This window comes from Burkholderia sp. BCC1988, assembly GCF_905339895.1.
Lineage (GTDB): Bacteria > Pseudomonadota > Gammaproteobacteria > Burkholderiales > Burkholderiaceae > Burkholderia.
Window position 1 is genome coordinate 303,299 of the sequence record NZ_CAJPHA010000003.1, and the last position, 26,956, is coordinate 330,254.

Here is a 26,956-nt window from a genome sequence, read left to right on the forward strand (position 1 = left end):
TAGGCGCGCCGACATCCCGATCCCCGCCGCAACCCGCTCGCTGAATCGAATCCACGATCCTGCGCGGCGCTCCCCGCGCGCCGGCAGCCACACCGCCAATCAGGCCGTGACGACCTTCGCGAACACCGGCCCCTGCATGAACCGCACGTCGTGCTGGCGCAGCAGCTCGCACTGCGTCTCGTCGACGACGCCGTCGAAAATCAGCGGAATCCGCACGCGCTGCGCATACGCGACCAGCGCCTTCACCATCCCGTCGCGCAGAGCGATGCCCGCATCCATCTTGATGTAGTCGGGCCGCGCCATCTCCGATTCGACCGCGAGGATCCGGCCCGGGTCGGGCAGCTTGTCGGCGACCTTGAAGCCGTGATGCTGGTAGCTGCGCGTCAGGTAGCCGAGGAAGGTCTTGTGCGCGACCGCGACGGCCGGCAGCTCGATCACGACCCGCTCGGTCGGCAGCCCGAAGCGCTGCAGCACCGACGAGAAATGCTTGCCGTGGTCGTACTTCACGCTCTTGAGCAGCCGTTCGTGCACGCGCAGGAACAGCAGCCCGTGACGTTGCGCGCCGAAGAAGTTGATCGCGTGCAGCGCGCGCGACAGCCGGTCGATCGCGACGAGCGTCTGGTCGTCGACGGCCGAATCGACCGGGTCGTGCGGCGTGCCCGTGACCAGCGTGACGGCCTGGAAGCCGAGTTCGTCGCCGTAGCGCTCGATCGCGTCCGCGAACGACGTCGACTGCGGCGCGCCGGGCATCGTCACGTCGTAGATCGGTTCATAGGCGCTCGCAAGCGTGCGCTCCGGCAGATTGGCGCACGCGGTGCCGCCCTCGGCGAGCGCAAGGTGTTCCCGCAGATACGGCAGTTGCCCGGCACGGACGACCAGCTCGGGAATGTTGGGCGGAATCATCGGCGTGGGAAGGAAAAAATGGCGGCCGAAAGGGCCGCCTCATCTCTCGATATTAGCAGCGCGAGCCCGGCTCGGCTTGGCGTTTCGCTCATATGGTTATCCCGTTCCGGAACTGGCGGCTAGGGTTTACGTTGATTTCACTATTCGTAATTGGTTTTACTATTCGTAAATCCAAGAATGTGTCGCCGATCAAGAAAAGCGGCGTTCGGGCGCCCGCAGCGGTGCCGTTTCCCGAATCGGATCAACAGGAAGCAAGGAGCGAGACGTGGCGGTTGACAGGAAGTGGACGGAACAGGGCGGGCCGCGGCGGCGGCGGGCAACGGGCATGAGCGGAACGACGCTGCGCGCGCCGGCATGCGCACGGCAGGGTTGAGGAGCGGATGGCGACCATGAGCATCGATTACCAGACGCTGAAGTTCGACTACCGGCCGCGCGCGACGCGCGCCGCCGGCGATGACGCGACCCTCCACCCGGTGATCGTCGTCGGCGCGGGCCCGGTGGGCCTGTCGGCCGCGATCGACCTGGCGCAGCAGGGCGTGCCGGTCGTGCTGCTCGACGACGACGACACGCTGTCGACGGGCTCGCGCGCGATCTGCTTCGCGAAGCGCACGCTCGAGATCTTCGACCGGCTCGGCTGCGGCGAGCGCTTCGTCGACAAGGGCGTGAGCTGGCATGTCGGCAAGGTGTTCCTGCAGGACGAACAGCTGTATGCGTTCGACCTGCTGCCGGAGGAAGGCCACGCGCGTCCCGCGTTCATCAACCTGCAGCAGTACTACGTCGAAGGCTATCTGGCCGAGCGCGCGTTCGCGCTGCCCAACCTCGAGATTCGCTGGAAGCACAAGGTGACGGGTGTCGCGCAGTCGGCGGAACACGCGACGCTCACCGTCGAGACGCCGGAAGGGATCGAGACGCTGCGCGCGCAATACGTGATCGCGGCCGACGGCTCGCGCAGCCCGATGCGCGCGGCGATGGGCCTCGAGAGCCGCGGCCGCACGTTCAAGGACCGCTTCCTGATCGCCGACGTGAAGATGAAGGCGGAATTCCCGACCGAACGCTGGTTCTGGTTCGATCCGCCGTTCCACCGCAACCAGTCGGTGCTGCTGCACCGTCAGCCCGACAACGTGTGGCGCATCGACTTCCAGCTCGGCTGGGACGCCGATCCGGTCGCCGAGAAGCAGCCGGAACGCGTGATCCCGCGCGTGCGCGCGCTGCTCGGGCCGGACGTCGAGTTCGAGCTCGAATGGGTGAGCGTCTATACGTTCCGCTGCCAGCGGATGGACAGTTTCCGTCATGGCCGCGTGCTGTTCGCGGGCGATTCCGCGCACGGCGTGTCGCCATTCGGTGCGCGCGGCGCGAACAGCGGCGTGCAGGACGCGGACAACCTCGCGTGGAAGCTGAAGCTCGTGCTCGACGGTCGCGCTGACGACCGCCTGCTCGACACCTATGCGAGCGAGCGCGAGTTCGCGGCCGACGAGAACATCCGCAATTCGACGCGCTCGACCGACTTCATCACGCCGAAGAGCGCGGTATCGCGCGTGTTCCGCGACGCGACGCTGAAGCTTGCGCGCGACTGCGAATTCGCGCGCAAGCTCGTGAACAGCGGCCGCCTGTCGGTGCCTGCCGTGCTGACCGATTCGCCGCTGAACACGCCGGACCGCAACGGCGACGCGTTCGGGTGCGCGATGCGGCCGGGCGCGGCGGCGGCCGATGCGCCGGTGCGCGCGCAGGGTGCGTCCGGCTGGCTGCTGCGGCATCTGGGCGACGGTTTCGCGGGCATGCTGTTCGGGCTGCCCGGCGACGCCGCCGCGCTCGCGCAGGCGCTCGACGGCCTCGCGCTGCCGGTCCGGCCGGTGCTGGTCGTGCCGGCCGGGCATGCGCAACCGGTGGCCGGCGTCGACGTCGTGGAGGACGTCGACGGTCTCGTCGCGCAACGCTACGACGCGAAGCCCGGCACGTTCTACCTGCTGCGTCCCGACCAGCACGTCTGCGCACGGATGCGCACGCTCGAGCGCCAGGCGATCGCCGACGCACTGGCGCGCGCGACCTGCGCACGCGCAACCGCGCACTGACCACGACAACGATACCGGAGACACCCGTCATGCCCCGACTCGACACCCGCCCGCGCCTGGCCGATCCGGACGCGTTCTACGAAGCGCTGATCGACATGCATCGCGACCTGTCGGACGCCGACAGCCAGCTCGTCAACGCGAAGCTGATCCTGCTGCTCGCGAACCAGATCGGCGACGCCGACGTGCTGCGCGAAGCGATGGCGCTCGCGCGTCAGGGCGTGACGCCGCCCGTGCATCCGGCCGCCGAGGCGGCGCAATGAGCGCGGCGCCGGCCGACGCGCGCGTGCTCGAAGTCGAGCGCGTGATCGACGACACGCATCGCCCGGGCTTTCACTGGATGCTGCTCGTGTTGTGCGGGCTGTGCCTCGTGATCGACGGCTTCGATGCGCAGGCGATGGGGTATGTCGCGCCGAGCGTGATCGCCGAATGGGGCGTGCCGAAGCAGGCGCTCGGGCCCGTGTTCAGCGCGAGCCTGTTCGGGATGCTGCTCGGCGCGCTCGGGTTGTCGGTGCTGGCCGACCGGATCGGGCGGCGCCCGGTGCTGATCGGCTCGACGCTGTTCTTCGCGGTGACGATGCTCGCGACGCCGTTCGCGGGTTCGATCCCGGTGCTGATGGCGCTGCGCTTCGTCACGGGCCTCGGCCTCGGCTGCATCATGCCGAACGCGATGGCGCTGGTCGGCGAGTTCAGCCCGGCCGCCCATCGCGTGAAGCGGATGATGATCGTGTCGTGCGGCTTCACGCTCGGCGCCGCGCTCGGCGGCTTCATCAGCGCCGCGCTGATTCCGGCGCTCGGCTGGCGCTCGGTGTTCTTCGTCGGCGGCGCGGTGCCGCTGGTGCTGACGCTCGCGATGTTCGCGCGGCTGCCCGAATCGCTGCAGTTCCTGGTGCTGAAAGGGCGCGACGCGCAGGCACGCGACTGGCTCGCGCGCTTCGCGCCGCAGGCCGGCATCGACGCGACCACGCGCCTCGTCGTGCGCGAGCGCGCGGCGAGCGGCGCGCCGGTCGCCGAGCTGTTCCGTCATGGCCGCCTGCCGGTCACGCTGCTGCTGTGGGCAATCAGCTTCATGAACCTGATCGACCTGTACTTCCTGTCGAACTGGCTGCCGACGGTGATGCGCGACGCGGGCTATTCGCCGGGCACGGCGGTGATCGTCGGCACGGTGCTGCAGACGGGCGGCGTGATCGGCACGCTGTCGCTCGGCTGGTTCATCGAACGCTACGGCTTCGTGCGCGTGCTGTTCGCGTGCTTCGCATGCGCGGCCGTGTCGGTGGGGCTGATCGGCTCGGTCGCGCATGCGCTGCCGTGGCTGCTGCTCGTCGTGTTCGCGGGCGGGTTCTGCGTGGTCGGCGGGCAGCCGGCCGTGAACGCGCTCGCGGGCCAGTATTACCCGACGTCGCTGCGCTCGACCGGCATCGGCTGGAGCCTCGGCATCGGCCGGATCGGCTCGGTGCTCGGGCCGCTCGTCGGCGGACAACTGATTGCGCTCAACTGGACCAACGGCGCGCTGTTCCATGCGGCCGCGGTGCCCGTGCTGTGCTCGGCGCTGTTCGTGCTGGGCCTGGCCGGCGTCACGCGGCGCAGCGGGGCGCAGGCGCCGAACGCCGCCTTGAATTGATGGAGAAAGGAAACGATGACGCTTGACCTGTCGAAACCGGCGACCGCCGGCTACCTGAGCGGATTCGCGAACGAATTCGCGACCGAGGCGCTGCCCGGCGCGCTGCCGCACGGCCGCAACTCGCCGCAGCGCGCGCCGTACGGGCTGTATGCGGAGCAGCTGTCGGGCACCGCGTTTACCGCACCGCGCAGCCACAACCGCCGCTCGTGGCTGTACCGGATCCGGCCGGCGGCCGTGCACCGGCCGTTCGAGCCGTTCACGGGCCCGCAGCGGCTCGTGTCGGAATTCGGCGACTCGGCCGACGTGCCGCCGACGCCGCCGAACCAGCTGCGCTGGGATCCGCTGCCGATGCCGGTCGAGCCGACCGATTTCGTCGAAGGGCTCGTGACGATGGCCGGCAACGGTTCGGCGGCCGCGATGAACGGCTGTGCGATCCACCTGTACGCGGCGAACCGCTCGATGCAGGACCGCTTTTTCTATAGCGCCGACGGTGAGCTGCTGATCGTGCCGCAGCAGGGGCGGCTCTTCATCGCGACCGAATTCGGCCGGCTCGACGTCGAGCCGTTCGAGATCGCGGTGATTCCGCGCGGCGTGCGTTTTTCCGTCGCGCTGCCGGACGGCGATGCGCGCGGCTACATCTGCGAGAACTTCGGCGCGCTGCTGCGCCTGCCTGACCTCGGCCCCATCGGTTCGAACGGGCTCGCGAACCCGCGCGATTTCCTCACGCCGCAGGCCGCGTACGAGGATCGCGAAGGCGCGTTCGAGCTGGTCGCGAAGCTGAACGGGCGCCTGTGGCGCGCGGACATCGGCCATTCGCCGTTCGACGTCGTCGCGTGGCACGGCAACTACGCGCCGTACAAATACGACCTGCGCCTGTTCAACACGATCGGCTCGATCAGCTTCGACCATCCCGATCCGTCGATCTTCCTCGTGCTGCAGTCGCCCAGCGACACGCCGGGCGTCGACACGATCGACTTCGTGATCTTCCCGCCACGCTGGCTCGCGGCCGAGGATACGTTCCGCCCGCCCTGGTTCCACCGCAACGTCGCGAGCGAGTTCATGGGGCTCGTGCACGGCGCGTACGACGCGAAGGCCGAAGGCTTCGTGCCGGGCGGCGCGAGCCTGCACAACTGCATGTCGGGCCACGGGCCGGACGCGGACACGTTCGAGAAGGCGTCGGCGAGCGACACGACGAAGCCGCACAAGGTCGACGCGACGATGGCGTTCATGTTCGAAACCCGCACGCTGATCCGGCCGACGCGCTATGCGCTCGACACGGCGCAGCTGCAGGCCGACTACTTCGAATGCTGGCAAGGCATCAGGAAACACTTCAATCCGGAGCAACGATGAGCGATACCCAAGACTGGCGCGCGACGCTCGACCCGGCTCGCAAGAGCTGGGTCGAGACGGCGAACGATCCCGCCTGCGATTTCCCGATCCAGAACCTGCCGTTCGGGATCTTCAGCGATGCGAAGCAACCGGCGCGCCGCGCGGGCGTCGCGCTCGGCGACCAGATCGTCGACCTCGCCGCGCTCGCGCGTGCGGGCCTCGTGACGCTGCCGGCCGGCGCCGACGTGTTCGCCGCGCCGACGCTCAATGCGTTCATCGCGCTCGGCCGCGATGCGTGGCGCGGCGTGCGCGTGCAGCTGTCGACGCTGTTTTCGCGCGACGACGCGCGACTGCGCGATGACGCCGCGTTGCGCGCGCAAGCGCTCGTCGCGCAGCGCGACGCGACGCTGCACCTGCCGGTCGACATTCCCGGCTACACCGATTTCTATTCGTCGAAGGAGCATGCGACCAACGTCGGCTCGATGTTTCGCGATCCGAAGAATGCGCTGCTGCCGAACTGGTCGGAGATGCCGATCGGCTACAACGGCCGTGCGTCGTCGGTGGTCGTGAGCGGCACGCCGGTGCGGCGCCCGAACGGGCAGCTGAAGCTGCCCGACCAGGAGCGTCCGGTGTTCGGCGCGTGCCGCAAGCTCGACATCGAACTGGAGACGGGCTTCATCGTCGGCCGCGGCAATGCGCTTGGCGAGCCGATCGCGTGCGAGGATGCCGAAGCGCACATCTTCGGGATGGTGCTGCTGAACGACTGGAGCGCGCGCGACATCCAGCAGTGGGAATACGTGCCGCTCGGCCCGTTCAACTCGAAGGGCTTCGCGACGACGATCTCGCCCTGGATCGTCACGCTCGACGCGCTCGAACCGTTTCGCGTCGCGCAGCCCGAACAGTCGCCGCAGCCGCTCGCGTATCTGCGGCACGCGGGCAAGCATGCATTCGACATCGCGCTCGAAGTGACGCTGCGCGCCGAAGGTGCGGCCGAAGCGACGTCGATCTGCCGCACCAACTTCAGGCACATGTACTGGACGATGGCGCAGCAGCTCGCGCATCACACGGTCGCGGGCTGCAACACGCGCGTGGGCGACCTGATGGGTTCGGGCACGATCAGCGGGCCGACGAAGGATTCGTTCGGCAGCCTGCTCGAACTGACGTGGAACGGCAAGGAGCCGCTCGCGCTGAACGGCGGCGGCAGCCGCGCGTTCATCGAGGACGGCGACGAGCTCACGCTCGCCGGGTGGTGCCAGGGCGATGGTTATCGCGTCGGCTTCGGCACCTGTGCCGGCAAGATCCTTCCCGCGCGGGGCGCGTGACGGATCGCGGCGCGACATGTAGCGCGTAGTCCGGAAGGACAGGGCGGCCCGCATTAAGTGGGCCGTTTTCGTTTTGTCGGCGGGGCGCGCGCGTGCGTCGATGCGTGCTGGTGGGTGATGCTGCGCACGCGTTTCAGCGTCAGGGTGTTTGAGTCTGCGCCAGCGTGCGCGTCGGTGTCGGCATCGGCATCGGCATCAACGCCAACGCCAACGCCAACGTCAGCGTCAGCGTCAGCGTCAGCGTCAGACCGCGCGCTGCAACGCGGCGCGTCGTTCCCACAGCGCTGCCGCGACGAATGCGGCGACGCACACGACCAGCACGCCGATCAGCGCGTTGCTGCCGAGTTGCTCCATCAATGCGCCGGCGACCAGCGGACCGCCGAAGCTCGCGGCACTCCACGACGCCGACACGAGCGAGCTCGCGGTGACGAGCGCCGCGCCGCGAAAGCGTTCGCCGCACGCGACGAGCGACAGCGTGTAGATGCTGCCGGCCGCCGCGCCCAGCACGAACAGCAGCGGCCAGCATAGCCACGGGTTCGCGATCACGAACGGCAGCAGCGGCAGGCCTGCGAGCACGATCCAGCCCGCGCCGAGGTGCACGCGTTCGCGGCCGAGCTTGTCCGCGAGCCAGCCGATCGGGAACTGCATCGCGGTGTCGCCGAACAGCATGATCGACGCGAGCAGCACGGCGGTCGCGCTCGCGACGCCGTGATCCATCGCATAGAGCGGCAGCAGCGACAGCGCGAGCGTATCGAACAGCGCGAAGAAGCCCGTGCCGATGATCAGCGCGGGCATGCGCGGCAGTACGGCGAACCAGCTGTCGTGCGCTGCGTGATGTGCGTCGTCGCCGGCGAGCGGCGCGCGCCGGATCGTCGCGAGCGCCGGCAGCGCGAGCAGGAACAGCGCGCCGCACAGCGCGAAACGGATGCGCGTCGCGCCGGCGATCTGGCTGACGAGCACCGGGCCCGCCATCTGGAACAGCGTGAAATTGGTCGCGTAGATCGCGACCACGCGGCCGCGTGTCGAGTCGTCGGCGAGCTGGTTGACCCATGCCTCGCCGATCGTGAACAGCAGCATCAGCGCCGCGCCGCACAGCACGCGCAGCGCGCCCCACACGATCAGGTTCGACGTGAACTGCATCAGCGCGGTGGCCGCGGCGAGCAGCACGACCGACACGACGATCGCGCGGCGCGCGCCGATGCGCCGTGCGAGCGCGGTGACGAACGGGACGATCGCGAGGCCGCCCAGGGCCTGCGCGGCCGTCAGCATGCCGACGACGTTGGTGCCGTGTCCGGCTTCGGTCAAGGCGAGCGCGGTGAGCGGCATCGTGGCGCCGGTGCCGAGACCGACCACCGCGACGCTCAGGATCAGCGCGAGGAAATCACGATTGAGAATGGCTTTCATCGGCCGCGATGCTACACCGTGGCCCCTGAAAGGTCCATGAAGGCCGTCAGGATCGAATGGGGTTGCGTGCGCAACGATCGCGGCGGCGCGCGGGCGCGGACGCGCGCCGTGCCGCCGCGCGTCGCCGCCGCGCGCGCGTCATACGTATCCGGTCGGCCCGCTCACCGGGCGGCGTTCGAGCGACGCCGACCACAGCGTGAGCGCGAGTGCAGCGACCGCCATCGCTGCACCGACCCACGGCAGGTTCACGAGCGACACGCCGGATCCGATCGCCATCCCGCCGAGCCACGCGCCCGTCGCGTTGCCGAGGTTGAACGCGCCCTGGTTCAGCGTCGACGCGAGGTTCGGCGCGTCGCTCGCGCGATCGACGATCAGGATCTGCAGCGGCGGCACGATCGCGAACGCGAGGATGCCCCAGACGAAGATCGTCGCGAGTGCCGCGAACGGCAGGTGCATCGTGCCCGCGAACAGCGCGAGGACGATGCCGATCAGCGCGAGCGTCGCGATCAGCGACGGCATCCGGCGCCAGTCGGCGAGCTTGCCGCCGAGCGTGCCGCCGACGGTCAGGCCGAGACCGAACAGCAGCAGCACGTAGGTGACCTGGCGCGGCGAGAAGCCCGTCACGTCCTCGAGGATCGGCGTGATGTACGTGAACACGCTGAACAGGCTCGCCGACGCGAGCACGCTGATGCCGAGCACCATCAGTACCTGCGGGTGCTTCAGCACGCTGAATTCGCGCGTGATGCTGGTGTCGGGCATCGCGAGGTGCTTCGGCAGGCACACCGCGAGCGCGGCGGCCGCGGCGATGCCGATGCCGGTGACGGCCCAGAACGTCGCGCGCCAGCCGTACGCCTGGCCGAGCGCGGTGCCGAGCGGCACGCCGAGCACGTTCGCGAGCGTGAGGCCGGTGAACATCAGCGCGATCGCCTGCGCGCGGCGGTTCGGCGCGACGAGGTTGCTCGCGACCACCGAGCCGATCCCGAAGAACGCGCCGTGGCAGAACGCGGTGACGACCCGCGCGGCCATCAGCACCGCATAGCCGGGCGCGATCGCGCAGAACAGGTTGCCCGCGATGAACAGCCCGATCAGGCCCATCAGCGCGCGCTTGCGCGGCATCTTCGCGGTGACGATCGCGAGGATTGGCGCGCCGATCGTCACGCCGAGCGCGTAGCCCGACACGAGCATCCCGGCGGCCGGGATCGACACGCCGAGGTCGCGGGCGACGTTGGGCAGCAGCCCCATGATCACGAACTCGGTGGTACCGATTCCAAATGCGGCGACGGCAAGGGCGAAAAGAGGTAATGGCATCGCGGTGGGCTACGGAAAAGGCCGCGGCCCGAGATCGGCGCGGCATGCGCGGAAGGGGCGAGGCGAGGAGATATCAGCCGCGATTCTACTTCAGTGAAAACCCCTACGCTCGGGGTCAACATGGTTGTTGCCGGCGTGCGACGGGTGACGGCCAAGGCGCGCCCAAAGTGTGGGATTTGGCGGTGCTCGGTGCTCAGTGCTCAGTGCTCAGTGCTCAGTGCTCAGTGCTCAGCGCTCAGCGCTCGGTGGCAAGGCAAGGGCGAAGTCGAGAGCGAGAGCGAGGCGTAATATCGGGTCGGAGCAAGACCGGCGAAGCGGCCGTTCCGCGCTTCGTGCGTCCCGTCAGCGGTCGGACACGGCGCCGGCGGGTGTCGAGCCGAAGCGGTCGTCCGGTGCGGCAACCTCGGGCGACGGCGACGATCCGCCGGTCGCGCCGGATGCTGCGTTGCCCTCGGCGACCCCGGCCGCCGACGCATCCCAGCCGTTTTCGAACAGGCACGCCTCGATCGGCATCCGCGCGGCCCACCGCTCTTCCTCGAGCATCGGCTTCGCATAGAACGCGTCGACATGCCCGACGCACAGCACGGCGATCGGCTTCGCGCCGGTCGGCATGCCGAGCAACGTGCGCAGCGCGTCGACATCGAACAGCGACACCCAGCCCATCCCGAGCCCTTCGGCGCGCGCGGCGAGCCACATGTTCTGGATCGCGCAGGCGGCCGACGCGAGGTCCATCTCCGGCAGCGTGCGGCGGCCGAACACGTGGCGCTCGCGGTCGTCGGTCAGCGCGACGACCAGCAGTTCGCCGCATTCGCGCACGCCTTCGACCTTCAGCCGCATGAATTCGTCCTGCCGCTCGCCGAGCGCGTCGGCGGTTGCGCGGCGCTCGGCCTCGACCAGCGCATGGATCGCGGTGCGCAGCGCGGGATCGGTGATGCGGATGAAGCGCCACGGCTGCATGAAGCCGACGCTCGGCGCGTGGTGCGCGGCGCGCAGCAGCCGCGCGAGCGTGGCCGGATCGACGGGTGCCGGCGTGAAGTGGCGCATGTCGCGCCGTTCGAAGATGGCGCGGTAGACCGCGGCAATGGCGGAGTCGTCGAAACGCATGAGCGGCAGAAGCAGGGAGAGGTCGGCGCAACGATAGCAGACGCCGCGCGCGCGGCGTTACATCAGTCGAAATAAATTGACGAATCGTTGATGGATCGCGTGCGCTCAGGCGCCGCGCCAACGCTCCGCCAACGCCGTGCGGAACGACGTGGCTCAGCGCCCCGTCGTGACGACGTTGGTCGGCGTGCCGGCGTGCCACGCCTCGATGTTCAGCAGCGTCGTGTGCGCGATCTCGGCGAGCGCCTCGCGCGTGAAGAACGCCTGGTGCGACGTGACGATCACGTTCGGGAACGTCAGCAGGCGCGCGAGCACGTCGTCCTGCAGCGGCAGGTCGGAGTGATCCTCGAAGAAGAGGCCGCTTTCCTCCTCGTAGACATCGAGCCCGAGATGGCCGAGCTGGCCGCTCTTGAGCGCGTCGATCAGCGCCGGCGCGTCGACCAGGCCGCCGCGGCCGGTATTGATCAGCATCGCGCCGTGCTTCATCCGCGCGAGCGTCTGCGCGTTGATCAGATGGTGCGTCGACGGTAGCAACGGGCAGTGCAGGCTGATGATATCGGCATGGTGCAGCAGTTCGTCGAGCTCGACGTAGCGCGCGCCGTACGCGATCAGTTCGTCGTCGTACGGCGGCATCGAATGTGCGAGCACATGCATCCCGAAGCCCATCATGATTTTCGCGAACACGCGGCCGATCAGGCCGGTGCCGATCACGCCGACGGTCTTGCCGTGCAGGTCGAAGCCGAGCAGGCCGTTCAGCGAGAAGTCGCCTTCGCGCGTGCGTGCGACCGCGCGCGGCAGCCGGCGGTTGAGCGCGAGGATCAGCGCGACCGCGTGTTCGGCGACCGCATGCGGCGAATACGCGGGCACCCGCACGACGGCGATGCCGAGCCGCTCGGCGGCCGCCAGGTCGACATGGTTGAAGCCGGCCGAGCGCAGCGCGATCAGGCGCGTGCCGCCGTCGGCGAGCCGTTCGAGCACGGCCGCGTCGACGGTGTCGTTGACGAACGGGCAGACGACCTCATAACCGTGCGCGAGGATCGCGGTTTCCGCGTCGAGGTGCGACGGCTGGAAGTGCAGCCGATAACCGAATGACCGATTGGCGGCGGTGAATGATTCGTCGTCGTACTGCCGGCTGCTGAACAGGATCACGCGCACGCTGCACCTCCGATGGCTGTCGCGTGCAGTTTACTGCAGGCCAGTCTGCCGGCCCGCGACGATCTCGGCGCGATCGGGCGTGTGCAGGAAGCCGTAGCCGGTCCGCTCGCGGGCCGTCTGCGCGCCGAAATGCTCGAGCGCATGCTCGACGAAGCTGCGCGTGCGGGCCGGCACGTACTGGCGGTTCGGGTAGACGAGCGACAGCTGCGCGTCCGGGTCGTCGATCCGGTAAGCGGGCAACAGCCGCACCAGTGTGCCGGTGGCGAGTGCGTCGGCGACGCTCGGCTCGGGCAGTACCGCGATGCCGGACCCGGCGACGGTTGCAGCGTGCACGAGCGCCAGCTGGTTGACCGTGCAGGTCGGGCGCACCGTGACCGAATGCGTGACGCCGTCGTGGCCGACCAGCCGCCACGCGGGCGCATGCTGGTGCGGCGCGAGCGCGACCCAGTCGTGGCCCGGCAGGTCGTCGGGTGCGCGCGGCTCGCCGCGCCGTTCGAGATAGGCGGGCGCCGCGCAAGCGACGAACGGGTTCGGCGTGAGCGCGTGGCCGATCAGCGTCGGGTTGCCGTCGAGCCGGTTGCCGGTCACGATGCCGACGTCGTAGCCCGAATCGAGCACGTCGAGCGGCCCCTCGGCGACGGTGAGCTGCACGCGCAATTCGGGGTAGCGGTGCCGGAAACTGCTGACGAGCGGCGTCAGCGCGAGCGGCGACAGCAGGCCCGATGCGACGACGCGCAGCGTGCCGGCCGGCTCGCGCACGGCGTGCGCGACGGATGCCTCGAGGTGGTCGAATTCCTCGAGCAGCGCACGGCAGCCGTCGAGGTAGCGCAGGCCGGCCTCGGTCAGCGACAGGTTGCGCGTGGTGCGGTGGATCAACCGCGTGTTCAGGTGAGACTCGAGCATCGCGATCGAGCGCGTGACGAGCGCGTTGGACACGCCTAGATGGTGCGCCGCGCGCCGGAAGCTCTGCTGCTCGGCGACGCAGACGAACACACGCATGGTCTGAATCTGGTTCATGGCTCGCGAATTTCTGGCCCGGTTGATTGATTTTGGTTGGGATTTTTCGTCAAACGACCTGGAAAACCGTCGCGCAACCCCCGGGTCTCGTTCGTCTCGAAAAATCGGTTTTCGATTCTGCAGACGATTGTTCATTACGGAAGCGATATCGTCAACCTGAGAAAAGGGGCGGCTTGCGTAAAATCGAAATCGCGGGTATCGATTTAACGGATCGGCGGCGCTGGCATGCGCCTGGGTTAGTCCGGCGTGTATTCGGAAGGTCCGCCTTGTATTTTAATATTACTCATATAAATCAATATGTTGATGCGGTCTGGATGCGGCGTCGCGCGCTAATGGGTGAAATCGCTCACCAATAGATGCTGCGATAGTGGATGTTTTTGTGCCGGTCTGGTTTTCGTGTGTCGATGCCAGTCGCGCGATTTTTATCGTGGTGACCGGTATTCCGGTAGATGCGTGCGGCATGCTGAACTCGGGCGTCAGGATGCGCATCTCAATATTGCCGGAGAAAATCGCGGGCACCGACCGTCCGTTGGAAGCGTTTCGCATGCGGCCGGCAATGCCGCGGCAATACGAAACCCGGTCGTGCGGCGCGGGCGCGGCAGGCTGGCCCGGTCCGTCGACCGGGCCAGCGTCACGCTGTCCGGGCGCGCGTGCCTCTTGCGCACGGGCGCGGAACGCGGAATGATCGATCAGTTCGCCGTGCCGTGCGGCGAACGACGTCCGAGCGTTTTCTCCGTTCCTCTTTTACCAGCCATGTCCATCGATTACTCGCCGATTCCCTGTCCCGTCGTCGTGCCGCTTGACGCGATCCTGCCCGAAGAACCGCTGCTGATGATGGGGGCCGGCCCGGTCCCGATCCCGGCCGCCGTCGCGAAGGCGAACACGATCGTGATCAACCACCTCGGCGCGACGATGGCGAAGATCATCGAGCAGGTGAAGGAGATGGCGCGCTACGTGTTCCAGACCCGCACGAAGTGGGTGCTCGGCGTCGCCGGCCCCGGTTCCGCCGCGATGGAAATGGCGATCTCGAACCTCGCGTGGCGCGGCACGCGCGTGCTGTCGATCCGCAACGGCTTCTTCAGCGCGCGGATGGCCGAGATGGCCACGCGCGTCGGCGCCGACGTCGCCACGCTCGAAGTGGCCGACCGCTCGGTCGCGAGCCTCGACGAGATCGCGGACGCGATCGCGCGCGAGCGGCCCGAGATCGTCACGATCGTGCAGGGCGAGACGTCGAACACCGTGTGGAACCGCGAGCTGCGCGACATCGCGGCGCTCGCGAAGGCGGCCGGCGCGCTGGTCGTCGTCGACGCGGTGTGCACGCTGTCGACGATGCCGCTCGAGATGGACGCGTGGGGCATCGATGCGGTGATCACGGGCGGCCAGAAGGGGCTGTCGTCGATTCCCGGCGTATCGCTGATCGCGTTCTCGGACGCCGCGTGGGACCGGATGAAGCAGCGGCCGGAACCGAACGCGCACTGGTGCCTCGACATGGCGCTCGCGGAGAACTTCTGGCACAACGCGGGCTACCACTACACGGCGCCGGTGTCGGGCGTGCTCGCGCTGCACGAGGCGCTGCGGCTCGTCTGCGCGGAGACGCTCGAAAGCCGCTTCGCGCGCCACCTACGCTGCTCGCTCGCGTTGCAGGCGGGCGTCGAGGCGATGGGGCTCGCGCTCTATGCGCCGAAGGACTGCCGGCTCAATTCGGTGGTCGGGATCGAGACGCCCGAAGGGCTCACGCCCGGGATGGTGTGCGGCCATATCTCGAAGCAGTACCAGGTCGAGATCTCGGGCTCGTTCGGGCTGCCGATCGTGCGGATCGGGCAGATGGGCGAACAGTGTCGCGAACACAACCTGTTCCGCACGCTGCACGCGTTCGGCCGCACGATGATCGACCTGAAGGTGCCGGTGGACCTGCCGGCCGGCGTGGCCGCGCTCGAGCAGGAATTGTCGCAGCGAGGCGCGTAAGCAGGGAGACAGTGATGCGTGCCGGGTGCGCGCTGCGCCAGCCGGCACGTTGAAGGTGCGCGCGGGGCTCAGCCGCCCTGCATCGCGCGCCGGTACGCGTTCGGCGTCGTGCCGTGCGCGTCGCGAAAGCGATGGCTGAAGTGGCCGGCGTTCGCGTAGCCGCATTCGGCCGCGACCTGCGCGAGCGGCAGCGCCGTCGTGCGCAGCAGCAGGCGCGCCCGCGCGAGCCGCTGCTCGGCCACCCACGCGTGCGGCGCGCGGCCGAACGACAGCCGGAACATCCGCGAGAAATGGTATTCGGACAGCGCGGCGACCTCCGCCAGTTCGCCGAGCGTCAGCGGCTGCGACAGGTAGCTGTCGATGTAGTCGCGCACGCGGCGGCGCACGGCCGGCGCGAGTCCGCCGCGGAACGGCACGTCGGTGCGCGTCGTGCTCTGGCCGCGCAGCAGCAGGCTCAATACGTCGTGCGCGGCTTCGTTCACGCGCAGCCGCCCGTCGGCATCGTCCCAGCGCTCCAGCGCAAGCGAACGGAACTGCGCCGCGACGCGCGCATCCTCGAAATAGGTGCGGTCGGCGAGCTTCAGCTCGCGCGGCTCGCGATCGAGTTCGCGGATCGCGCGCTGCGTGAAGTGCTCGGGCAGGAAGTACAGGTGGATGAAGTGCATCTCGCCGCGCACCCACCAGCGCGATTCATGGTCACCCGGCAGCGCGCACAGCAGGCTCGGCGCGCCGTAGCGCGGCACGCGTTCGCGCTCCGTCCGGTAGCCGCCGTCGAGATAGCACGACAGCGTGTGGTGGCCCGGCTGTTCGTAGATCGTCTCGCTTTCGTCGGTGATGCGCGTCCATTCGGCGATCGCGAGATGATCGCCGAGCCACGTGAAGCGCTCGAGCGTCGCGTTCGCCTCGGCGAGCGTGCGGCACACCGACTGCAGGCCGAACGGCATCGCACCGCCGACAAGGGCGGCGGCGTGATCGGCGGGCGGGGCGTACAGGGGCGGACTCATGGTGCGACGAGTATAAGCGCGCGCGCGACGCGCCGTGCGGCCGCGCGAAAAAGACCGCAATTCCGGACAATCCGCGCGGACGGGGCGGCGGCACAGTCTGAGTCCGTTTCACTCGTTTCGCTTCGTTGCCGCCATGAACCTGTCGCTTTATTTCGTCACCGTGCTGATCTGGGGCACCACCTGGATCGCGATCAAATGGCAGCTCGGCGCCGTGCCGCCGCCCGTGTCGATCGCGTGGCGCTTCTGGCTCGCGGCCGCCGTGCTGTTCGCGCTGCTGCGCGTGATGCGCCGGCCGGTGCGTCCGCCGCGCGAGGCGTGGCGCTACCTCGTCGCGCAGGGCTTCGCGTTGTTCTGCCTGAATTTCCTGTGCTTCTACTACTCGGAGCAGGTCGTGCCGAGCGGCCTCGTCGCGGTGATCTTCTCGACCGCGCCGCTGTTGAATTCGATCAACGGCCGGCTGTTCATGGGCCGCCCGCTGCGGCCGTCCGCGATTGCCGGCGCGCTGCTCGGGCTGACCGGCATCGCCTGCCTGTTCTGGCAGCAGATGGCCGGCCACCTCGACGATCACGCGACCTGGACGGGCCTCGCGATCGCGTTCGCGGGCACGATGTGCTTCTCGGCCGGCAACCTGTTGTCGAGCCGGATGCAATCGATGGGGCTGCATCCGCTCGCGACCAACGGCTGGGCGATGCTGATCGGCGCGGCGATCCTGACGGTCGGCAGTGCGGTGGCCGGGTTGCCGTTCATGATCGACCCGAGCCCGCGTTATCTCGGCGCGCTCGTCTATCTGGCCGTGCCGGGCTCGGTGATCGGGTTCACCGCGTACCTGACGCTCGTCGGGCGGATCGGGCCGGAGCGCGCCGCGTACTGCACGGTGCTGTTCCCGATCGTCGCGCTGGCCGTGTCGACGGTCTTCGAGGGCTACCAGTGGTCGCCGCTCGCGGTGATCGGGCTGCTGCTCGTGCTGGCCGGCAATCTCGTTGCGTTCGACCTGACGCGCCGGTTGTTCCTGCGCACGGCTTGACCGACGTCGTATGGCACTGTCCGGATATCGCGCCGAAAAGTTGACTTGGTTGACTTGATTTCGATTCGGGACTAGGCTTGATCCTCCTGTTGCATCAGGAGGTGATGATGGTCACGCACGCTCACGCGCTCGAAGGTTCCGCCGCGATTCTCGATATCGAGACCGAGGAGGCGCTGCGCAGCGCCGTCGGCGCGGCAACCATGCTCGGGCCGGATCGCGCCCGTGCGCTGCTCAGGCTGTCGGACGAGCAACTTGGGCACCTGTTCAAGGTAGGCATCGCGCAGGTCATCGATCTGGCCGGCACGATCACGTTCGGTATCGCGGCCGCCGCGACGCGCGACAGGAAGCCGTCCCGACGAAAGAAGGGGGAAGTGGCTACGCGCGCCGGTGTCGCCGTCGCCGATCTGGAGCGGCATGCGCAGGCCGAACGACACGCGCTGGTTGCCGACGGCACGCTGTTGCCGGCCGCACGGATCTGGACGGAGCTCGGCATGACGCGGCAGGCGCTCAGCAAGGCGGTGGCGTCGGGGCGCATCTTCACGGTCGATGTCGGCGCCGCGCAGTACTACCCGGCGTTCTATCTGGCGGGCGACATCGATCGCAAGACGCTCGGGAAGGTGACCCAGCGTCTCGGAGCCTTGCCGGGATGGAGCAAATGGCAGTTCTTCATGACACCCAAGGCGTCACTCGGCAACGTCACGCCGCTGGTCGCGCTGTCGCGCGGGAAGCTTGACGAGGTCGAGCGTGCGGCCGCAGCGTTTGCGGGACGCTAGGAGGCGCGGGTGTTGACGGTGCCGGGGAAGCATTTCGCGAGCGCGACGCTCAAGATCCGCGAGGTGGCGCCTGCGGCGCTGGTCCGGATCTCGCGATTCGCAACCGGTGAGCCGTACTTCGGCAAGTCCGGCGGCAACCGCTTCGACGATCCGCGGCCGCGGCGGCGGTTCGGCACCAGCTATTTCGGTTTCGATCTGCATTGCGCATTCGCGGAGACGGTGCTGCACGACGAAGTCGCCGATCTGGTGCTGGGCGGTTTCCCGCTCGTCACGACCGAGCTCGATCGCTACGTGCTTTCATTCGACGGTGCGCCGTTGGCCGTGGCCGTCCTGCATGGCTTGCCGCTGAAGAACCTTGGCGGCGACGGTGCGTTGTCGACGATCGCGCCGTACGACGTTCCGCAGCAGTGGTCGCTGGCCGTCCACCGGCATCAGCGGCGGGTCGACGGGTTCCTGTACATGTCGCGCCATCTGAACACGTCGGAAGCGCTCGTGCTCTTCGATCGTGCCGGACCCAAGCTCTCGCTCCGGGACGCCGTTCCGTTCCGGCGTCATCCTCAAGCCGTCCACGTATTGCGCGACTTCAACGTGTTGCTGCGTTGAACGGCGTTGCGCGCGCGGCAGCACCACTCAAGCCGCGGCGCCGCTCCCCGCGAGCCGCGCCTGCCGCTGGTACAGCACCGTCGACAGCGCGACGCCGGCCGCCGCGGCCACTGCCGCGAACAGGAACACCTGCGGATAACCGAACGCACCGGCCACATAGCCGGCGAGCGGGCCCGTGATGCCGAGCGACAGGTCGAGAAACACCGAATACGCGGACAGCGCCGCGCCGCGGCTCGCCGGCGGGACGAGCGCCACGGCCTCGACGCCGAGCGCCGGGAAGATCAGCGCGAAGCCGAAGCCGGTCAGCGCGGCGCCGACGAGCGCGACGTGCGGCACGGGCGCGAGCCACAGCAGCAAGAGGCCCGAGCATTCGAACGCGAACGACACGATCGCGACGCGGAAGCCGCCGTGAGTCTTGATCGTGTTCGCGAACAGCAGCCGCGCGCCGATGAACAGCGTGCCGAACACGGTCAGCGACAGCGCGGCGTTCGGCCAGTGGCGCGCTGCGTAGTACAGCGTGACGAAGGTTGCGATCGAGCCGAAGCCGGCCGAGCCGAGCGCGAGGCCGAGGCCGTGCGGCAGCACGCGCGTGAACACGCTCGCATACGACATCCGTTCGCCGTGCACGAGCGGCACGGAAGCGATCAGGCGCGCGAGATAGAAGCCGATCGCGGCGAGCGCGATCACGATCACGCCGATCAGCGCCGGATTCAGCGTGTGCGCGATCGCGACGCCGACCGGCGCGCCGAGCGCGAGCGCCCCGTAGGTCGCGATGCCGTTCCACGAGATCACCTTCGCGTTGTGCGCGACGCCGACCCGCCCGATGCCCCACAGGATCGCACCGGTGCCGCACAGGCTCTCGCCGACGCCGAGCACGAGCCGGCTCGCGACCAGCAGCACGAGGCTCGCGACCGGCCAGTGGGCCAGCAGCAGCGCGACGAGCAGCAGCACGCCCGACACGCCGCAGCCGATCAGCCCGCGCAGCACCGTCTGCTTCGGCCCGAGCGTATCGGCGAAGCGCCCGGCGAGCGGGCGCGACGCGAGCGTCGCGAAATACTGGACGCTGATCGCGCCGCCCGCGACGATCGCGGAAAAGCCGAGGTCGTCATGGACGAAGCCCGGCAGCACCGCGAGCGGCAGGCCGATGGTCAGGTAGCAGATGAACGTGAAACAGACGACGGACACGATTTGCACCGTGACGGCAAACCCGCTGCGCGGCGGTGTGGCGGAATCGGTAGACATGGGGTCGGATCGAATGGACGAAACGGAGCGGAAAGCGGCGAAAAACGGAATCGGGATTTTCCCATGGAACCGGTTTTCACGCAGGTACCATTTAGTTAATCGCGACCCATTTTCATCGTCGAAGAATGGCTGACGGACCGCTGCGGGCAGGACGGAACCCAGGCCGGGCAAGGCGCCCGACGCCTGCCGGGCGGCCGCGGCGCGCATATCGCGGCAGTTATATGGGCCCCATGCGTGATGGGCTATGGGTTGCGGAATTTGACGGTGATAGCGTGCAAACTGTCAGAGAAACGTCGGTCGAGCGCCCCGCGCAGGCCGCCTTGCCCCCACCGGAAGAACGATAGAGACATGAGTGAGCCGATCCGCTTCTACCATCGTCACGCGGTCCGCGAAGTCAGCGGCGCGGACGTCACCCGCACCGTGCTGCAGTACCTGCGCGAGGATGCGCATTGCACCGGCACCAAGGAAGGCTGCGCGGAAGGCGACTGCGGCGCGTGCACGGTCGTCGTCGGCGAGCTGACCGACACGGGTACGGTCGCGTTCAAGGCCGTCAATGCCTGCATCCAGTTCCTGCCCACGCTCGACGGCAAGGCCCTGTTGACGGTGGAAGACCTGCGCCAGCCGGACGGTTCGCTGCATCCGGTGCAGCAGGCGATGGTCGATTGCCACGGCTCGCAATGCGGGTTCTGCACGCCCGGTTTCGTGATGTCGATGTGGGCACTGTACGAGAAGCACGGCCACGAAGGCTGCGCCGGCACGTGCGCGAAGGCGAAGGACGTGCCGACGCGCACCGAGATTGCCGATGCACTCACCGGCAACCTGTGCCGCTGCACCGGCTATCGCCCGATCGTCGATGCGGCCGTGCAGATGTTCGGTGCACCGGCGCCCACGGCACCGGTCGATACGGCCGCGCTGGCCCGCACGCTCGCGTCGCTCAAGCGTGACGACACGTTCGACTACACGACGCTCGACGGCGCGCGCTTCGCCGCGCCGCGCACGCTCGACGCGCTGGCCGCGCTGAAGGTCGAGCGCCCGGATGCACGGCTGCTCGCCGGCAGCACCGACATCGGCCTGTGGGTCACCAAGCAGATGCGTCGCCTCGACGACCTGATCTACGTCGGCCAGATCGCTGAACTGCAGCAAATCGTGCACGGCGACGACTGGATCGAGATCGGCGCGGGCGTGACGGTCGAGGACGGCTATGCGGCACTCGCCGGCACGTATCCGGAACTGACAGAAATGTGGAAGCGCTTCGCGTCGCTGCCGATCCGCAACGCGGGGACGATCGGCGGCAACGTCGCGAACGGCTCGCCGATCGGCGACTCGATGCCGGGCCTGATCGCGCTCGGCGCGCGGGTCGTGCTGCGCGGCGGCGACACGGTGCGCGAGCTGCCGCTCGAGGCGCTCTACACCGGCTATCAGCAAAAGGACATGGCGCCGCACGAATTCGTCGTCGGCCTGAAGGTGCCGACCCGCACCGGCGCGCGCGCGAAGCTGCAGTTCCGCACCTACAAGCTGTCGAAGCGCTTCGACTCCGACATTTCGGCGGTGTGCGCGGCGTTCGCGTTCATCGCGGACGGCGAGCTGATCCGCGAGCCGCGCATCGCGTTCGGCGGGATGGCCGCGACGCCGAAGCGCGCGACGCATACGGAGAGCCTGCTCGACGGTGCGCAGTGGCACGAAGCCACCGCGCAGGCCGCGATGCAGGCGCTCGAGCGCGACTACCAGCCGCTCACCGACATGCGTGCGACGAGCGCGTATCGCCTCGATACCGCGAAGAACCTGATGTACCGATTCTGGCTGGAGACGCGCCCGCACGACCCGCTGCCGCCGCAGGCGCTGAACGTGCGTGAAGTGGCCGCCGAAGTTTCCAACGACGCGGCGCGCGTCTGACGAGGGAGAACACCGAACATGAACCAGCAAGCAGAACCGTTCCTGAACACCCTCGACCCGCAGGCCGACGCCGCGCAGGTGCACGTCTCGCGCGCGCACGAATCCGCGCACCTGCACGTGAGCGGGCGCGCGACCTACACCGACGACATCCCGCTCGTCGCGGGCACACTGCACGCTGCGCTCGGGTTGTCCGCGAAGCCGCACGCGAAGATCGTGTCGATGAACTTCGACGCGGTGCGCGCGACGCCCGGCGTGGTCGCCGTGTTCACGGCCGACGACATCCCCGGCGTCAACGATTGCGGCCCGATCATCCACGACGATCCGGTACTCGCCAAAGGCATCGTGCAGTTCGTCGGCCAGCCGATGTTCATCGTCGTCGCGACGTCGCACGAAACCGCGCGGCTCGCCGCGCGCCGCGCGCAGGTCGACTACGAGGAGCTGCCCGCGATCCTGACCGCGCAGGAAGCGCGCCAGGCCGAAACCTATGTGATCCCGCCGCTGAAACTCGCGCGCGGCGACGCGGCCGCGCGGCTCGCCGCCGCGCCGCACCGCGAGTCGGGCGAGATGCTGCTCGGCGGCCAGGAGCAGTTCTACCTGGAAGGGCAGATCGCGTACGCGGTGCCGAAGGACGACGACGGGATGCACGTGTACTGCTCGACGCAGCACCCGAGCGAGATGCAGCACCTCGTCGCACACGTGCTCGGCGTCGCGTCGCACAACGTGCTGGTCGAATGCCGCCGGATGGGTGGCGGGTTCGGCGGCAAGGAATCGCAGTCGGGCCTGTTCGCATGCTGCGCGGCGCTCGCCGCGTGGAAGCTGCTGTGTCCGGTGAAGCTGCGTCCGGACCGCGACGACGACATGATGATCACCGGCAAGCGGCATGACTTCCACTACCGCTTCGACGTCGGCTACGACGACGACGGCCGCCTCGACGGCGTCGCGCTCGACATGACGTCGCGCTGCGGCTTCTCGGCGGACCTGTCGGGCCCGGTGATGACGCGCGCGGTGTGCCACTTCGACAACGCGTACTGGCTCGGCGACGTCGACATCGCCGGCTACTGCGGCAAGACCAACACGCAGTCGAACACCGCGTTCCGCGGCTTCGGCGGCCCGCAGGGCGCGTTCGCGATCGAGTACATCCTCGACGACGTCGCGCGCGCGCTCGGCCGCGATCCGCTCGACGTGCGCTACGCGAACCTGTACGGCAAGACCGAGCGCAACGTGACGCCTTACGGGCAGACGGTCGAGGACAACGTGCTGCACGAACTGCTCGGCGAACTCGAGTCGACGAGCGACTACCGCGCGCGGCGCGCGGGCGTGCGCGAATTCAACGCACGCAACACGGTGCTGAAGAAGGGCATCGCGCTCACGCCGGTGAAGTTCGGCATCGCGTTCAACGTCACGCACTTCAACCAGGCCGGCGCGCTGGTGCACATCTACACCGACGGCTCGGTGCTCGTGAACCACGGCGGCACGGAGATGGGGCAGGGGCTCAATACGAAGGTCGCGCAGGTCGTCGCGCACGAGCTCGGCATCCGCTTCGGCCGGATCCGTGTGACGGCGACCGACACGAGCAAGGTTGCGAACACGTCCGCGACGGCTGCGTCGACGGGCTCCGACCTGAACGGCAAGGCCGCGCAGGACGCGGCGCGCCAGCTGCGCGAGCGCCTCGCGGCGTTCGCGGCGAAGCAGTTCGGCGACGGCAAGGTCGATGCGGCCGACGTGAGGTTCGGCAACGACTTCGTGTGGATCGGCGGCGCGAGCGTGCCGTTCGGCGAGGTGATCGCGAAGGCGTATCTCGCGCGCGTGCAGCTGTGGTCCGACGGCTTCTACGCGACGCCGAAGCTGTACTGGGATCAGTCGAAGCTGCAGGGCCGGCCGTTCTATTACTACTCGTACGGCGCGGCCGTGTCGGAGGTCGTGATCGACACGCTGACGGGCGAGATGCGCACGCTGCGCGTCGACGCGCTGCACGACGTGGGCGCATCGCTGAACCCCGCGCTCGACATCGGCCAGGTCGAAGGCGCGTTCATCCAGGGGATGGGCTGGCTCACGACCGAGGAGCTTTGGTGGAACAAGGGCGGCAAGCTGATGACGCATGCGCCGTCCACGTACAAGATCCCGACGGTCAACGACACGCCGCCCGAATTCAACGTGCGGCTGTTCCAGAACCGCAACGTCGAGGACAGCATCCATCGTTCCAAGGCCGTCGGCGAACCGCCGCTGCTGCTGCCGTTCTCGGTGTTCTTCGCGGTGCGCGACGCGATTGCCGCGATCGGCGACTACCGGGTGAATCCGCCGCTCGACGCGCCGGCCACCGGCGAGTCGATCCTGCGCGCGATCACTGCGGTGCGTGCTGCGCGCGCCGGTCAGGCAGGTTGAGATGAACGGGCCTGCACGTTCGTTTCGCACCGCGACGACCCCGGCATTCGCGCAGGGTACCGGCCAGCGCAACCGCGCGACCGGGACGCCCGCGCCGATGCACATCGTGCTGTTCGGCGCGGGGCACGTCGGCCATGCGCTCGTCACGCTGCTCGGCGCATTGCCGTGCGTCGTGCAGTGGGTCGATACGCGCGACGAGCTGTTCCCGGACGAATGTCCGCCGAACGTGCAGCCGGAGCCGACCGACATACCCGAGGCCGTCGTCGACGCGGCGCCGCCCGGCGCGTACTTCCTCGTGATGACGCACAACCACGCGCTCGACTTCTCGCTCGCCGCGCAGATCATGCGGCGGCGCGACTTCGCGTACTTCGGGATGATCGGTTCGCGTACCAAGCGCGTGAAGTTCGAGCGCCGGCTCGCCGCGCGCGGCGTCGATCCGGCGCGGCTCACCGAGATGGTATGTCCGATCGGCGTCGCGGGCATCGTCGACAAGGCGCCCGGCGCGATCGCGGTGGCCGTCTGCGCGGAACTGCTGCAGGCCCGCTCGGGCATGCCGGTGGCCGACGCGAAGGCAGCCGCGGCGGGGCGCTTGCGCGACGACGCGCGCTGCGCGCGGTAACGATGAGGGCCGGCACGCCCGACCCACGTCCGCGCGTTTTTGCCTACACTGCACGGATCGCGCGGCAGCGGGCCGCGCGCCCTTTCGTGCAGGTACCATGTCCGATCATCAGGTCTATCTCGATGCGCTCGATGCGAGCCTCGTCGTCATCGAGCGCTGGCTGTCCGGCGCCGATACTTCCCCCGCGGCGCTCGATGCGCTGCTCGCGCCTTTCTCCGCCGAATTCACGATGATCATGACCGACGGTCGCGCGTTCGACCGCGATGACACGCGCGCGCTGTTCGCGAAGCTCGGCGGCGCGAAGCCGGGGTTGCGCATCACACTGTCGGACATCCGCGTGCTCGCGGCAGACGCGTCGCATGCGGTGCTTACCTATCTCGAAGCGCAGCAGGCGGCGTCGGGCGAACTGCCCGCGCGTCGCGCGACCGCCGTGTTCGCGCGCGACGCGGCAGGCGTCGTGCGCTGGACCCATCTGCAGGAAACCTTCTGCACGGCCTGAGCGGCCGCGCCGCGTGATCGTGCGCGGGCGATTCCGCGCGGGTTCAGCGCCGCTTCAGCGCTTGCGGCCGCGTGCGGCCGTCAGCTCGTCGGACACGCTTTGCATCAGCGCACACAGCCACGCGATGTCGGTCGGGCGATCGGGGTGCGGGTGCGTGAGCAGGTAGCTCTTGATGCGCGGGAACGGCACGGGCGGCGCGACGACGACGAGCGGCAGCAGCTGCGCGTAGTGCGTCGCGAAGCGGCGCGTCGTCGTGAAGATCAGGTCCGACTGCAGCAGCACCTGCGGCACGATGCCGAAGTACGGCAGTGTCGTCACGATCCGTCGCGTGAGACGGGCGCGGGCGAGGCCGATCTCGATCGCGTTGCGCTTGTCGCCGGTGTACGGCGTCGGCGCGACGTGCGCGGCCGACGCGTACGCTTCGCGCGTGAGCGGTTCGCGGGCGAGCGGATGCGCGTCGCGCATCAGGCACACGATCGTGTCGGAGAACAGGTCCTGGCGCGCGAACCGAGGGTCGGGCTTCGGCCAGTTGCCGATCACGAGATCGAGCGCGCCCGATTCGAGCGCCTCCGCGTGATCGAGCGCGGGATTCAATGAGTCGATTTCCAGATGCGCATGCGGCGCCGCGTCGCGAAAGCGCTCGATCAGCGTCGGCATGAAGAAATCGTTCAGGTAGTCGGGGGCGGCGACGCGGAACGTGCGCCGCGCGGACGATGGATCGAAGTCGCCGTGCGGCGTCGCGATGAAGTCGACCTCGCGCAGCGCGCGCGACGCGGCACCGAGCAGCGACGCGCCGTACTCGGTCGGCACCATCCCGGATTTGCCGCGCACGAGAATCGGGTCGTTCAGCGTCTCGCGCAGCTTGCGCAGCGCGGTGCTGATCGCGGGCTGGGTCTGGTTCAGCCGCAGCGCGGCCTGCGTGACGCTGCGCTCGAGCAGCAGCGTGCGCAATACGCGCACGAGCCAGATATCGAGCGAGGCGGTACGATCGTCGTCTTCCATCGGCGAGCGGTGATTCGGGAGAAGCGTAACCTTACCGCAGCCGCACGTTGCCGTGCGTGATACCGGCCATCACGTGCGCCCCTTCGGCAGCACGCTGATCCGCTTGACCTCGCGCGACTCGAGCCAGTTCGGCGTGCGCGCGCAGTACAGCACCATCGGCAGCGCGTCCTCGCCCCAGAACAGCTGCTGGTTCATCCAGAAGGTCGGTACGCCGAACACGCCGAGCGCGATCGCGTCGTCGGTGTTGCGGCGCAACTGCGCGCTCGTCTCTTCGAATTCGATCAGCTCGTCGCCATGCCCGACGCCGACGCGCTCGCACAGCGCCGCGAACCCGTCCGGCGTCGACGGATCGTTGCCGTCGTGCCAGATGAAGCGGAACATTTCCAGCACGGTCGCGATGTCCGCGCGCAGCGCGATCGCGAGGCGCAGCACCTTGTCGGAGTCGAACGGATGCGCGGGCGGCATCTTGAAGCGGATGCCGAGCTGTTCGGCGCGAAACAGCGCGTGGCGGTACGTGAACACGCGCTTGGCCGGCACGTCGGCGCTCGGGCGCTGCCCCCAGTGGCGCTGCAGGTCGGGCAGCGACACGGCGACGGGGTCGAACGGCACGTCGGGCCACTTGTCGTGCTGTTCGAGCAGCAGGTAGGAGAACGGCGACACGAAGTCGAAGAACCAGGCAGGCTGGGCAGTGTCGAGGCCGGTTGTCATGGCGATCTCCAGAGGG

Annotated in this window: 24 protein-coding genes; 13 read left to right on the plus strand and 11 right to left on the minus strand. The window is 68.7% G+C overall.

Annotated features, from left to right (window positions below; translation table 11 throughout):
• Positions 1–99 precede the first annotated feature (99 nt).
• Entirely contained in the window at positions 100–903 is an 804-nt protein-coding gene (locus U4012_RS06230) for an EAL domain-containing protein (RefSeq protein ID WP_321796989.1), read from the minus strand.
• Between the two features lie 380 nt (positions 904–1,283).
• Here U4012_RS06230 and U4012_RS06235 point away from each other — a divergent pair, with 380 nt between their 5' ends.
• From U4012_RS06235 to fahA, 5 genes are read left to right on the plus strand one after another with little or no spacing between them, the layout of a single operon-like run.
• Positions 1,284–2,972, plus strand: coding sequence for an FAD-dependent oxidoreductase (locus U4012_RS06235; RefSeq protein ID WP_321796990.1), 1,689 nt, complete (start codon positions 1,284–1,286; stop codon positions 2,970–2,972).
• Between the two features lie 29 nt (positions 2,973–3,001).
• Positions 3,002–3,232: a DUF2783 domain-containing protein gene (locus U4012_RS06240; protein ID WP_044844106.1), complete on the plus strand. Its 231-nt coding sequence runs from the start codon at positions 3,002–3,004 to the stop codon at positions 3,230–3,232.
• Positions 3,229–4,590, plus strand: coding sequence for an MFS transporter (locus U4012_RS06245; protein WP_321796991.1), 1,362 nt, complete (start codon positions 3,229–3,231; stop codon positions 4,588–4,590). Before U4012_RS06240 ends, U4012_RS06245 begins: the two co-directional genes overlap by 4 nt.
• A gap of 15 nt (positions 4,591–4,605) precedes the next feature.
• A complete protein-coding gene (gene hmgA, locus U4012_RS06250) occupies positions 4,606–5,940 on the plus strand; it encodes a homogentisate 1,2-dioxygenase (RefSeq protein ID WP_044844108.1) in 1,335 nt (444 codons plus the stop codon).
• Entirely contained in the window at positions 5,937–7,241 is a 1,305-nt protein-coding gene (fahA, locus tag U4012_RS06255) for a fumarylacetoacetase (protein WP_321796992.1), read from the plus strand. The genes hmgA and fahA overlap by 4 nt, the downstream gene beginning before the upstream one ends.
• A gap of 243 nt (positions 7,242–7,484) precedes the next feature.
• Here the strand turns inward: fahA and U4012_RS06260 are convergent, their stop codons facing one another.
• The 6 genes from U4012_RS06260 to U4012_RS06285 all read right to left on the minus strand — a co-directional run bounded on the left by U4012_RS06260 (position 7,485) and on the right by U4012_RS06285 (position 13,772).
• Entirely contained in the window at positions 7,485–8,645 is a 1,161-nt protein-coding gene (locus U4012_RS06260) for an MFS transporter (RefSeq protein WP_124488715.1), read from the minus strand.
• A 138-nt stretch (positions 8,646–8,783) separates the two neighbouring features.
• Positions 8,784–9,953, minus strand: a complete 1,170-nt coding sequence (locus U4012_RS06265; protein ID WP_124551394.1) for an MFS transporter — start codon at positions 9,951–9,953, stop codon at positions 8,784–8,786.
• A 342-nt stretch (positions 9,954–10,295) separates the two neighbouring features.
• On the minus strand, positions 10,296–11,057 hold the full coding sequence (gene bluB, locus U4012_RS06270; protein ID WP_321796993.1) for a 5,6-dimethylbenzimidazole synthase: 762 nt from the start codon (positions 11,055–11,057) through the stop codon (positions 10,296–10,298).
• A 153-nt stretch (positions 11,058–11,210) separates the two neighbouring features.
• Positions 11,211–12,209 (minus strand): 2-hydroxyacid dehydrogenase, encoded by a 999-nt coding sequence (locus U4012_RS06275; RefSeq protein ID WP_321796994.1) that lies wholly within the window; start codon positions 12,207–12,209, stop codon positions 11,211–11,213.
• A 30-nt stretch (positions 12,210–12,239) separates the two neighbouring features.
• Positions 12,240–13,226, minus strand: a complete 987-nt coding sequence (locus tag U4012_RS06280) for a LysR family transcriptional regulator (protein ID WP_044844114.1) — start codon at positions 13,224–13,226, stop codon at positions 12,240–12,242.
• A gap of 279 nt (positions 13,227–13,505) precedes the next feature.
• Complete coding sequence (locus U4012_RS06285; protein ID WP_321796995.1) at positions 13,506–13,772, minus strand: hypothetical protein; 267 nt, start codon at positions 13,770–13,772, stop codon at positions 13,506–13,508.
• Positions 13,773–13,979: 207 nt separating this feature from the next.
• On the opposite strand from U4012_RS06285, the gene U4012_RS06290 reads away from it, so the two are divergent.
• Positions 13,980–15,191 carry a pyridoxal-phosphate-dependent aminotransferase family protein gene (locus tag U4012_RS06290; RefSeq protein ID WP_124488721.1) on the plus strand — a complete coding sequence of 404 codons (1,212 nt, stop codon included), beginning with the start codon at positions 13,980–13,982 and terminating at the stop codon, positions 15,189–15,191.
• Between the two features lie 68 nt (positions 15,192–15,259).
• On the opposite strand, the gene U4012_RS06295 is transcribed toward U4012_RS06290, so the two are convergent.
• Positions 15,260–16,195: an AraC family transcriptional regulator gene (locus U4012_RS06295; protein ID WP_321796996.1), complete on the minus strand. Its 936-nt coding sequence runs from the start codon at positions 16,193–16,195 to the stop codon at positions 15,260–15,262.
• 133 nt (positions 16,196–16,328) lie between these two features.
• Between U4012_RS06295 and U4012_RS06300 the strand changes: the two genes are divergently transcribed.
• The 3 genes from U4012_RS06300 (at position 16,329) to U4012_RS06310 (ending at position 18,595) form a co-directional block, all read left to right on the plus strand.
• A complete protein-coding gene (locus U4012_RS06300; RefSeq protein WP_044844117.1) occupies positions 16,329–17,219 on the plus strand; it encodes a DMT family transporter in 891 nt (296 codons plus the stop codon).
• 107 nt (positions 17,220–17,326) lie between these two features.
• Positions 17,327–17,992, plus strand: coding sequence for a hypothetical protein (locus tag U4012_RS06305; protein WP_321796997.1), 666 nt, complete (start codon positions 17,327–17,329; stop codon positions 17,990–17,992).
• 9 nt (positions 17,993–18,001) lie between these two features.
• The gene (locus tag U4012_RS06310) at positions 18,002–18,595 is read left to right on the plus strand and encodes an RES family NAD+ phosphorylase (RefSeq protein ID WP_321796999.1); all 594 of its coding nucleotides are present in this window, start codon (positions 18,002–18,004) and stop codon (positions 18,593–18,595) included.
• 27 nt (positions 18,596–18,622) lie between these two features.
• Here the strand turns inward: U4012_RS06310 and U4012_RS06315 are convergent, their stop codons facing one another.
• Positions 18,623–19,837, minus strand: a complete 1,215-nt coding sequence (locus U4012_RS06315; protein ID WP_321797000.1) for an MFS transporter — start codon at positions 19,835–19,837, stop codon at positions 18,623–18,625.
• A 348-nt stretch (positions 19,838–20,185) separates the two neighbouring features.
• On the opposite strand from U4012_RS06315, the gene xdhA reads away from it, so the two are divergent.
• The 4 genes from xdhA (at position 20,186) to U4012_RS06335 (ending at position 25,230) form a co-directional block, all read left to right on the plus strand.
• A complete protein-coding gene (gene xdhA / locus U4012_RS06320) occupies positions 20,186–21,730 on the plus strand; it encodes a xanthine dehydrogenase small subunit (RefSeq protein ID WP_321797001.1) in 1,545 nt (514 codons plus the stop codon).
• A gap of 18 nt (positions 21,731–21,748) precedes the next feature.
• Positions 21,749–24,112: a xanthine dehydrogenase molybdopterin binding subunit gene (xdhB, locus tag U4012_RS06325; protein ID WP_321797003.1), complete on the plus strand. Its 2,364-nt coding sequence runs from the start codon at positions 21,749–21,751 to the stop codon at positions 24,110–24,112.
• Between the two features lies 1 nt (position 24,113).
• Positions 24,114–24,731, plus strand: a complete 618-nt coding sequence (xdhC, locus tag U4012_RS06330) for a xanthine dehydrogenase accessory protein XdhC (RefSeq protein WP_321797005.1) — start codon at positions 24,114–24,116, stop codon at positions 24,729–24,731.
• 97 nt (positions 24,732–24,828) lie between these two features.
• Positions 24,829–25,230 carry a polyketide cyclase gene (locus tag U4012_RS06335; protein WP_044844123.1) on the plus strand — a complete coding sequence of 134 codons (402 nt, stop codon included), beginning with the start codon at positions 24,829–24,831 and terminating at the stop codon, positions 25,228–25,230.
• Between the two features lie 54 nt (positions 25,231–25,284).
• On the opposite strand, the gene U4012_RS06340 is transcribed toward U4012_RS06335, so the two are convergent.
• Together U4012_RS06340 and U4012_RS06345 are read right to left on the minus strand one after the other, a co-directional pair.
• Positions 25,285–26,232, minus strand: a complete 948-nt coding sequence (locus tag U4012_RS06340; protein ID WP_044844124.1) for a LysR family transcriptional regulator — start codon at positions 26,230–26,232, stop codon at positions 25,285–25,287.
• A 69-nt stretch (positions 26,233–26,301) separates the two neighbouring features.
• A complete protein-coding gene (locus U4012_RS06345) occupies positions 26,302–26,940 on the minus strand; it encodes a 2-hydroxychromene-2-carboxylate isomerase (RefSeq protein ID WP_044844125.1) in 639 nt (212 codons plus the stop codon).
• Positions 26,941–26,956: the final 16 nt, after the last annotated feature.

Coding starts and splice junctions, on each gene's coding strand:
- U4012_RS06230 (WP_321796989.1), bottom strand. CDS start 903: ATGATTCCGCCCAACATTCCCGAGCTGGTCGTCCGTGCCGGGCAACTG.
- U4012_RS06235 (WP_321796990.1), top strand. CDS start 1,284: ATGGCGACCATGAGCATCGATTACCAGACGCTGAAGTTCGACTACCGG.
- U4012_RS06240 (WP_044844106.1), top strand. CDS start 3,002: ATGCCCCGACTCGACACCCGCCCGCGCCTGGCCGATCCGGACGCGTTC.
- U4012_RS06245 (WP_321796991.1), top strand. CDS start 3,229: ATGAGCGCGGCGCCGGCCGACGCGCGCGTGCTCGAAGTCGAGCGCGTG.
- hmgA (WP_044844108.1), top strand. CDS start 4,606: ATGACGCTTGACCTGTCGAAACCGGCGACCGCCGGCTACCTGAGCGGA.
- fahA (WP_321796992.1), top strand. CDS start 5,937: ATGAGCGATACCCAAGACTGGCGCGCGACGCTCGACCCGGCTCGCAAG.
- U4012_RS06260 (WP_124488715.1), bottom strand. CDS start 8,645: ATGAAAGCCATTCTCAATCGTGATTTCCTCGCGCTGATCCTGAGCGTC.
- U4012_RS06265 (WP_124551394.1), bottom strand. CDS start 9,953: ATGCCATTACCTCTTTTCGCCCTTGCCGTCGCCGCATTTGGAATCGGT.
- bluB (WP_321796993.1), bottom strand. CDS start 11,057: ATGCGTTTCGACGACTCCGCCATTGCCGCGGTCTACCGCGCCATCTTC.
- U4012_RS06280 (WP_044844114.1), bottom strand. CDS start 13,226: ATGAACCAGATTCAGACCATGCGTGTGTTCGTCTGCGTCGCCGAGCAG.
- U4012_RS06285 (WP_321796995.1), bottom strand. CDS start 13,772: ATGCGAAACGCTTCCAACGGACGGTCGGTGCCCGCGATTTTCTCCGGC.
- U4012_RS06290 (WP_124488721.1), top strand. CDS start 13,980: ATGTCCATCGATTACTCGCCGATTCCCTGTCCCGTCGTCGTGCCGCTT.
- U4012_RS06295 (WP_321796996.1), bottom strand. CDS start 16,195: ATGAGTCCGCCCCTGTACGCCCCGCCCGCCGATCACGCCGCCGCCCTT.
- U4012_RS06300 (WP_044844117.1), top strand. CDS start 16,329: ATGAACCTGTCGCTTTATTTCGTCACCGTGCTGATCTGGGGCACCACC.
- U4012_RS06305 (WP_321796997.1), top strand. CDS start 17,327: ATGGTCACGCACGCTCACGCGCTCGAAGGTTCCGCCGCGATTCTCGAT.
- U4012_RS06315 (WP_321797000.1), bottom strand. CDS start 19,837: ATGTCTACCGATTCCGCCACACCGCCGCGCAGCGGGTTTGCCGTCACG.
- xdhA (WP_321797001.1), top strand. CDS start 20,186: ATGAGTGAGCCGATCCGCTTCTACCATCGTCACGCGGTCCGCGAAGTC.
- xdhB (WP_321797003.1), top strand. CDS start 21,749: ATGAACCAGCAAGCAGAACCGTTCCTGAACACCCTCGACCCGCAGGCC.
- xdhC (WP_321797005.1), top strand. CDS start 24,114: ATGAACGGGCCTGCACGTTCGTTTCGCACCGCGACGACCCCGGCATTC.
- U4012_RS06335 (WP_044844123.1), top strand. CDS start 24,829: ATGTCCGATCATCAGGTCTATCTCGATGCGCTCGATGCGAGCCTCGTC.
- U4012_RS06340 (WP_044844124.1), bottom strand. CDS start 26,232: ATGGAAGACGACGATCGTACCGCCTCGCTCGATATCTGGCTCGTGCGC.
- U4012_RS06345 (WP_044844125.1), bottom strand. CDS start 26,940: ATGACAACCGGCCTCGACACTGCCCAGCCTGCCTGGTTCTTCGACTTC.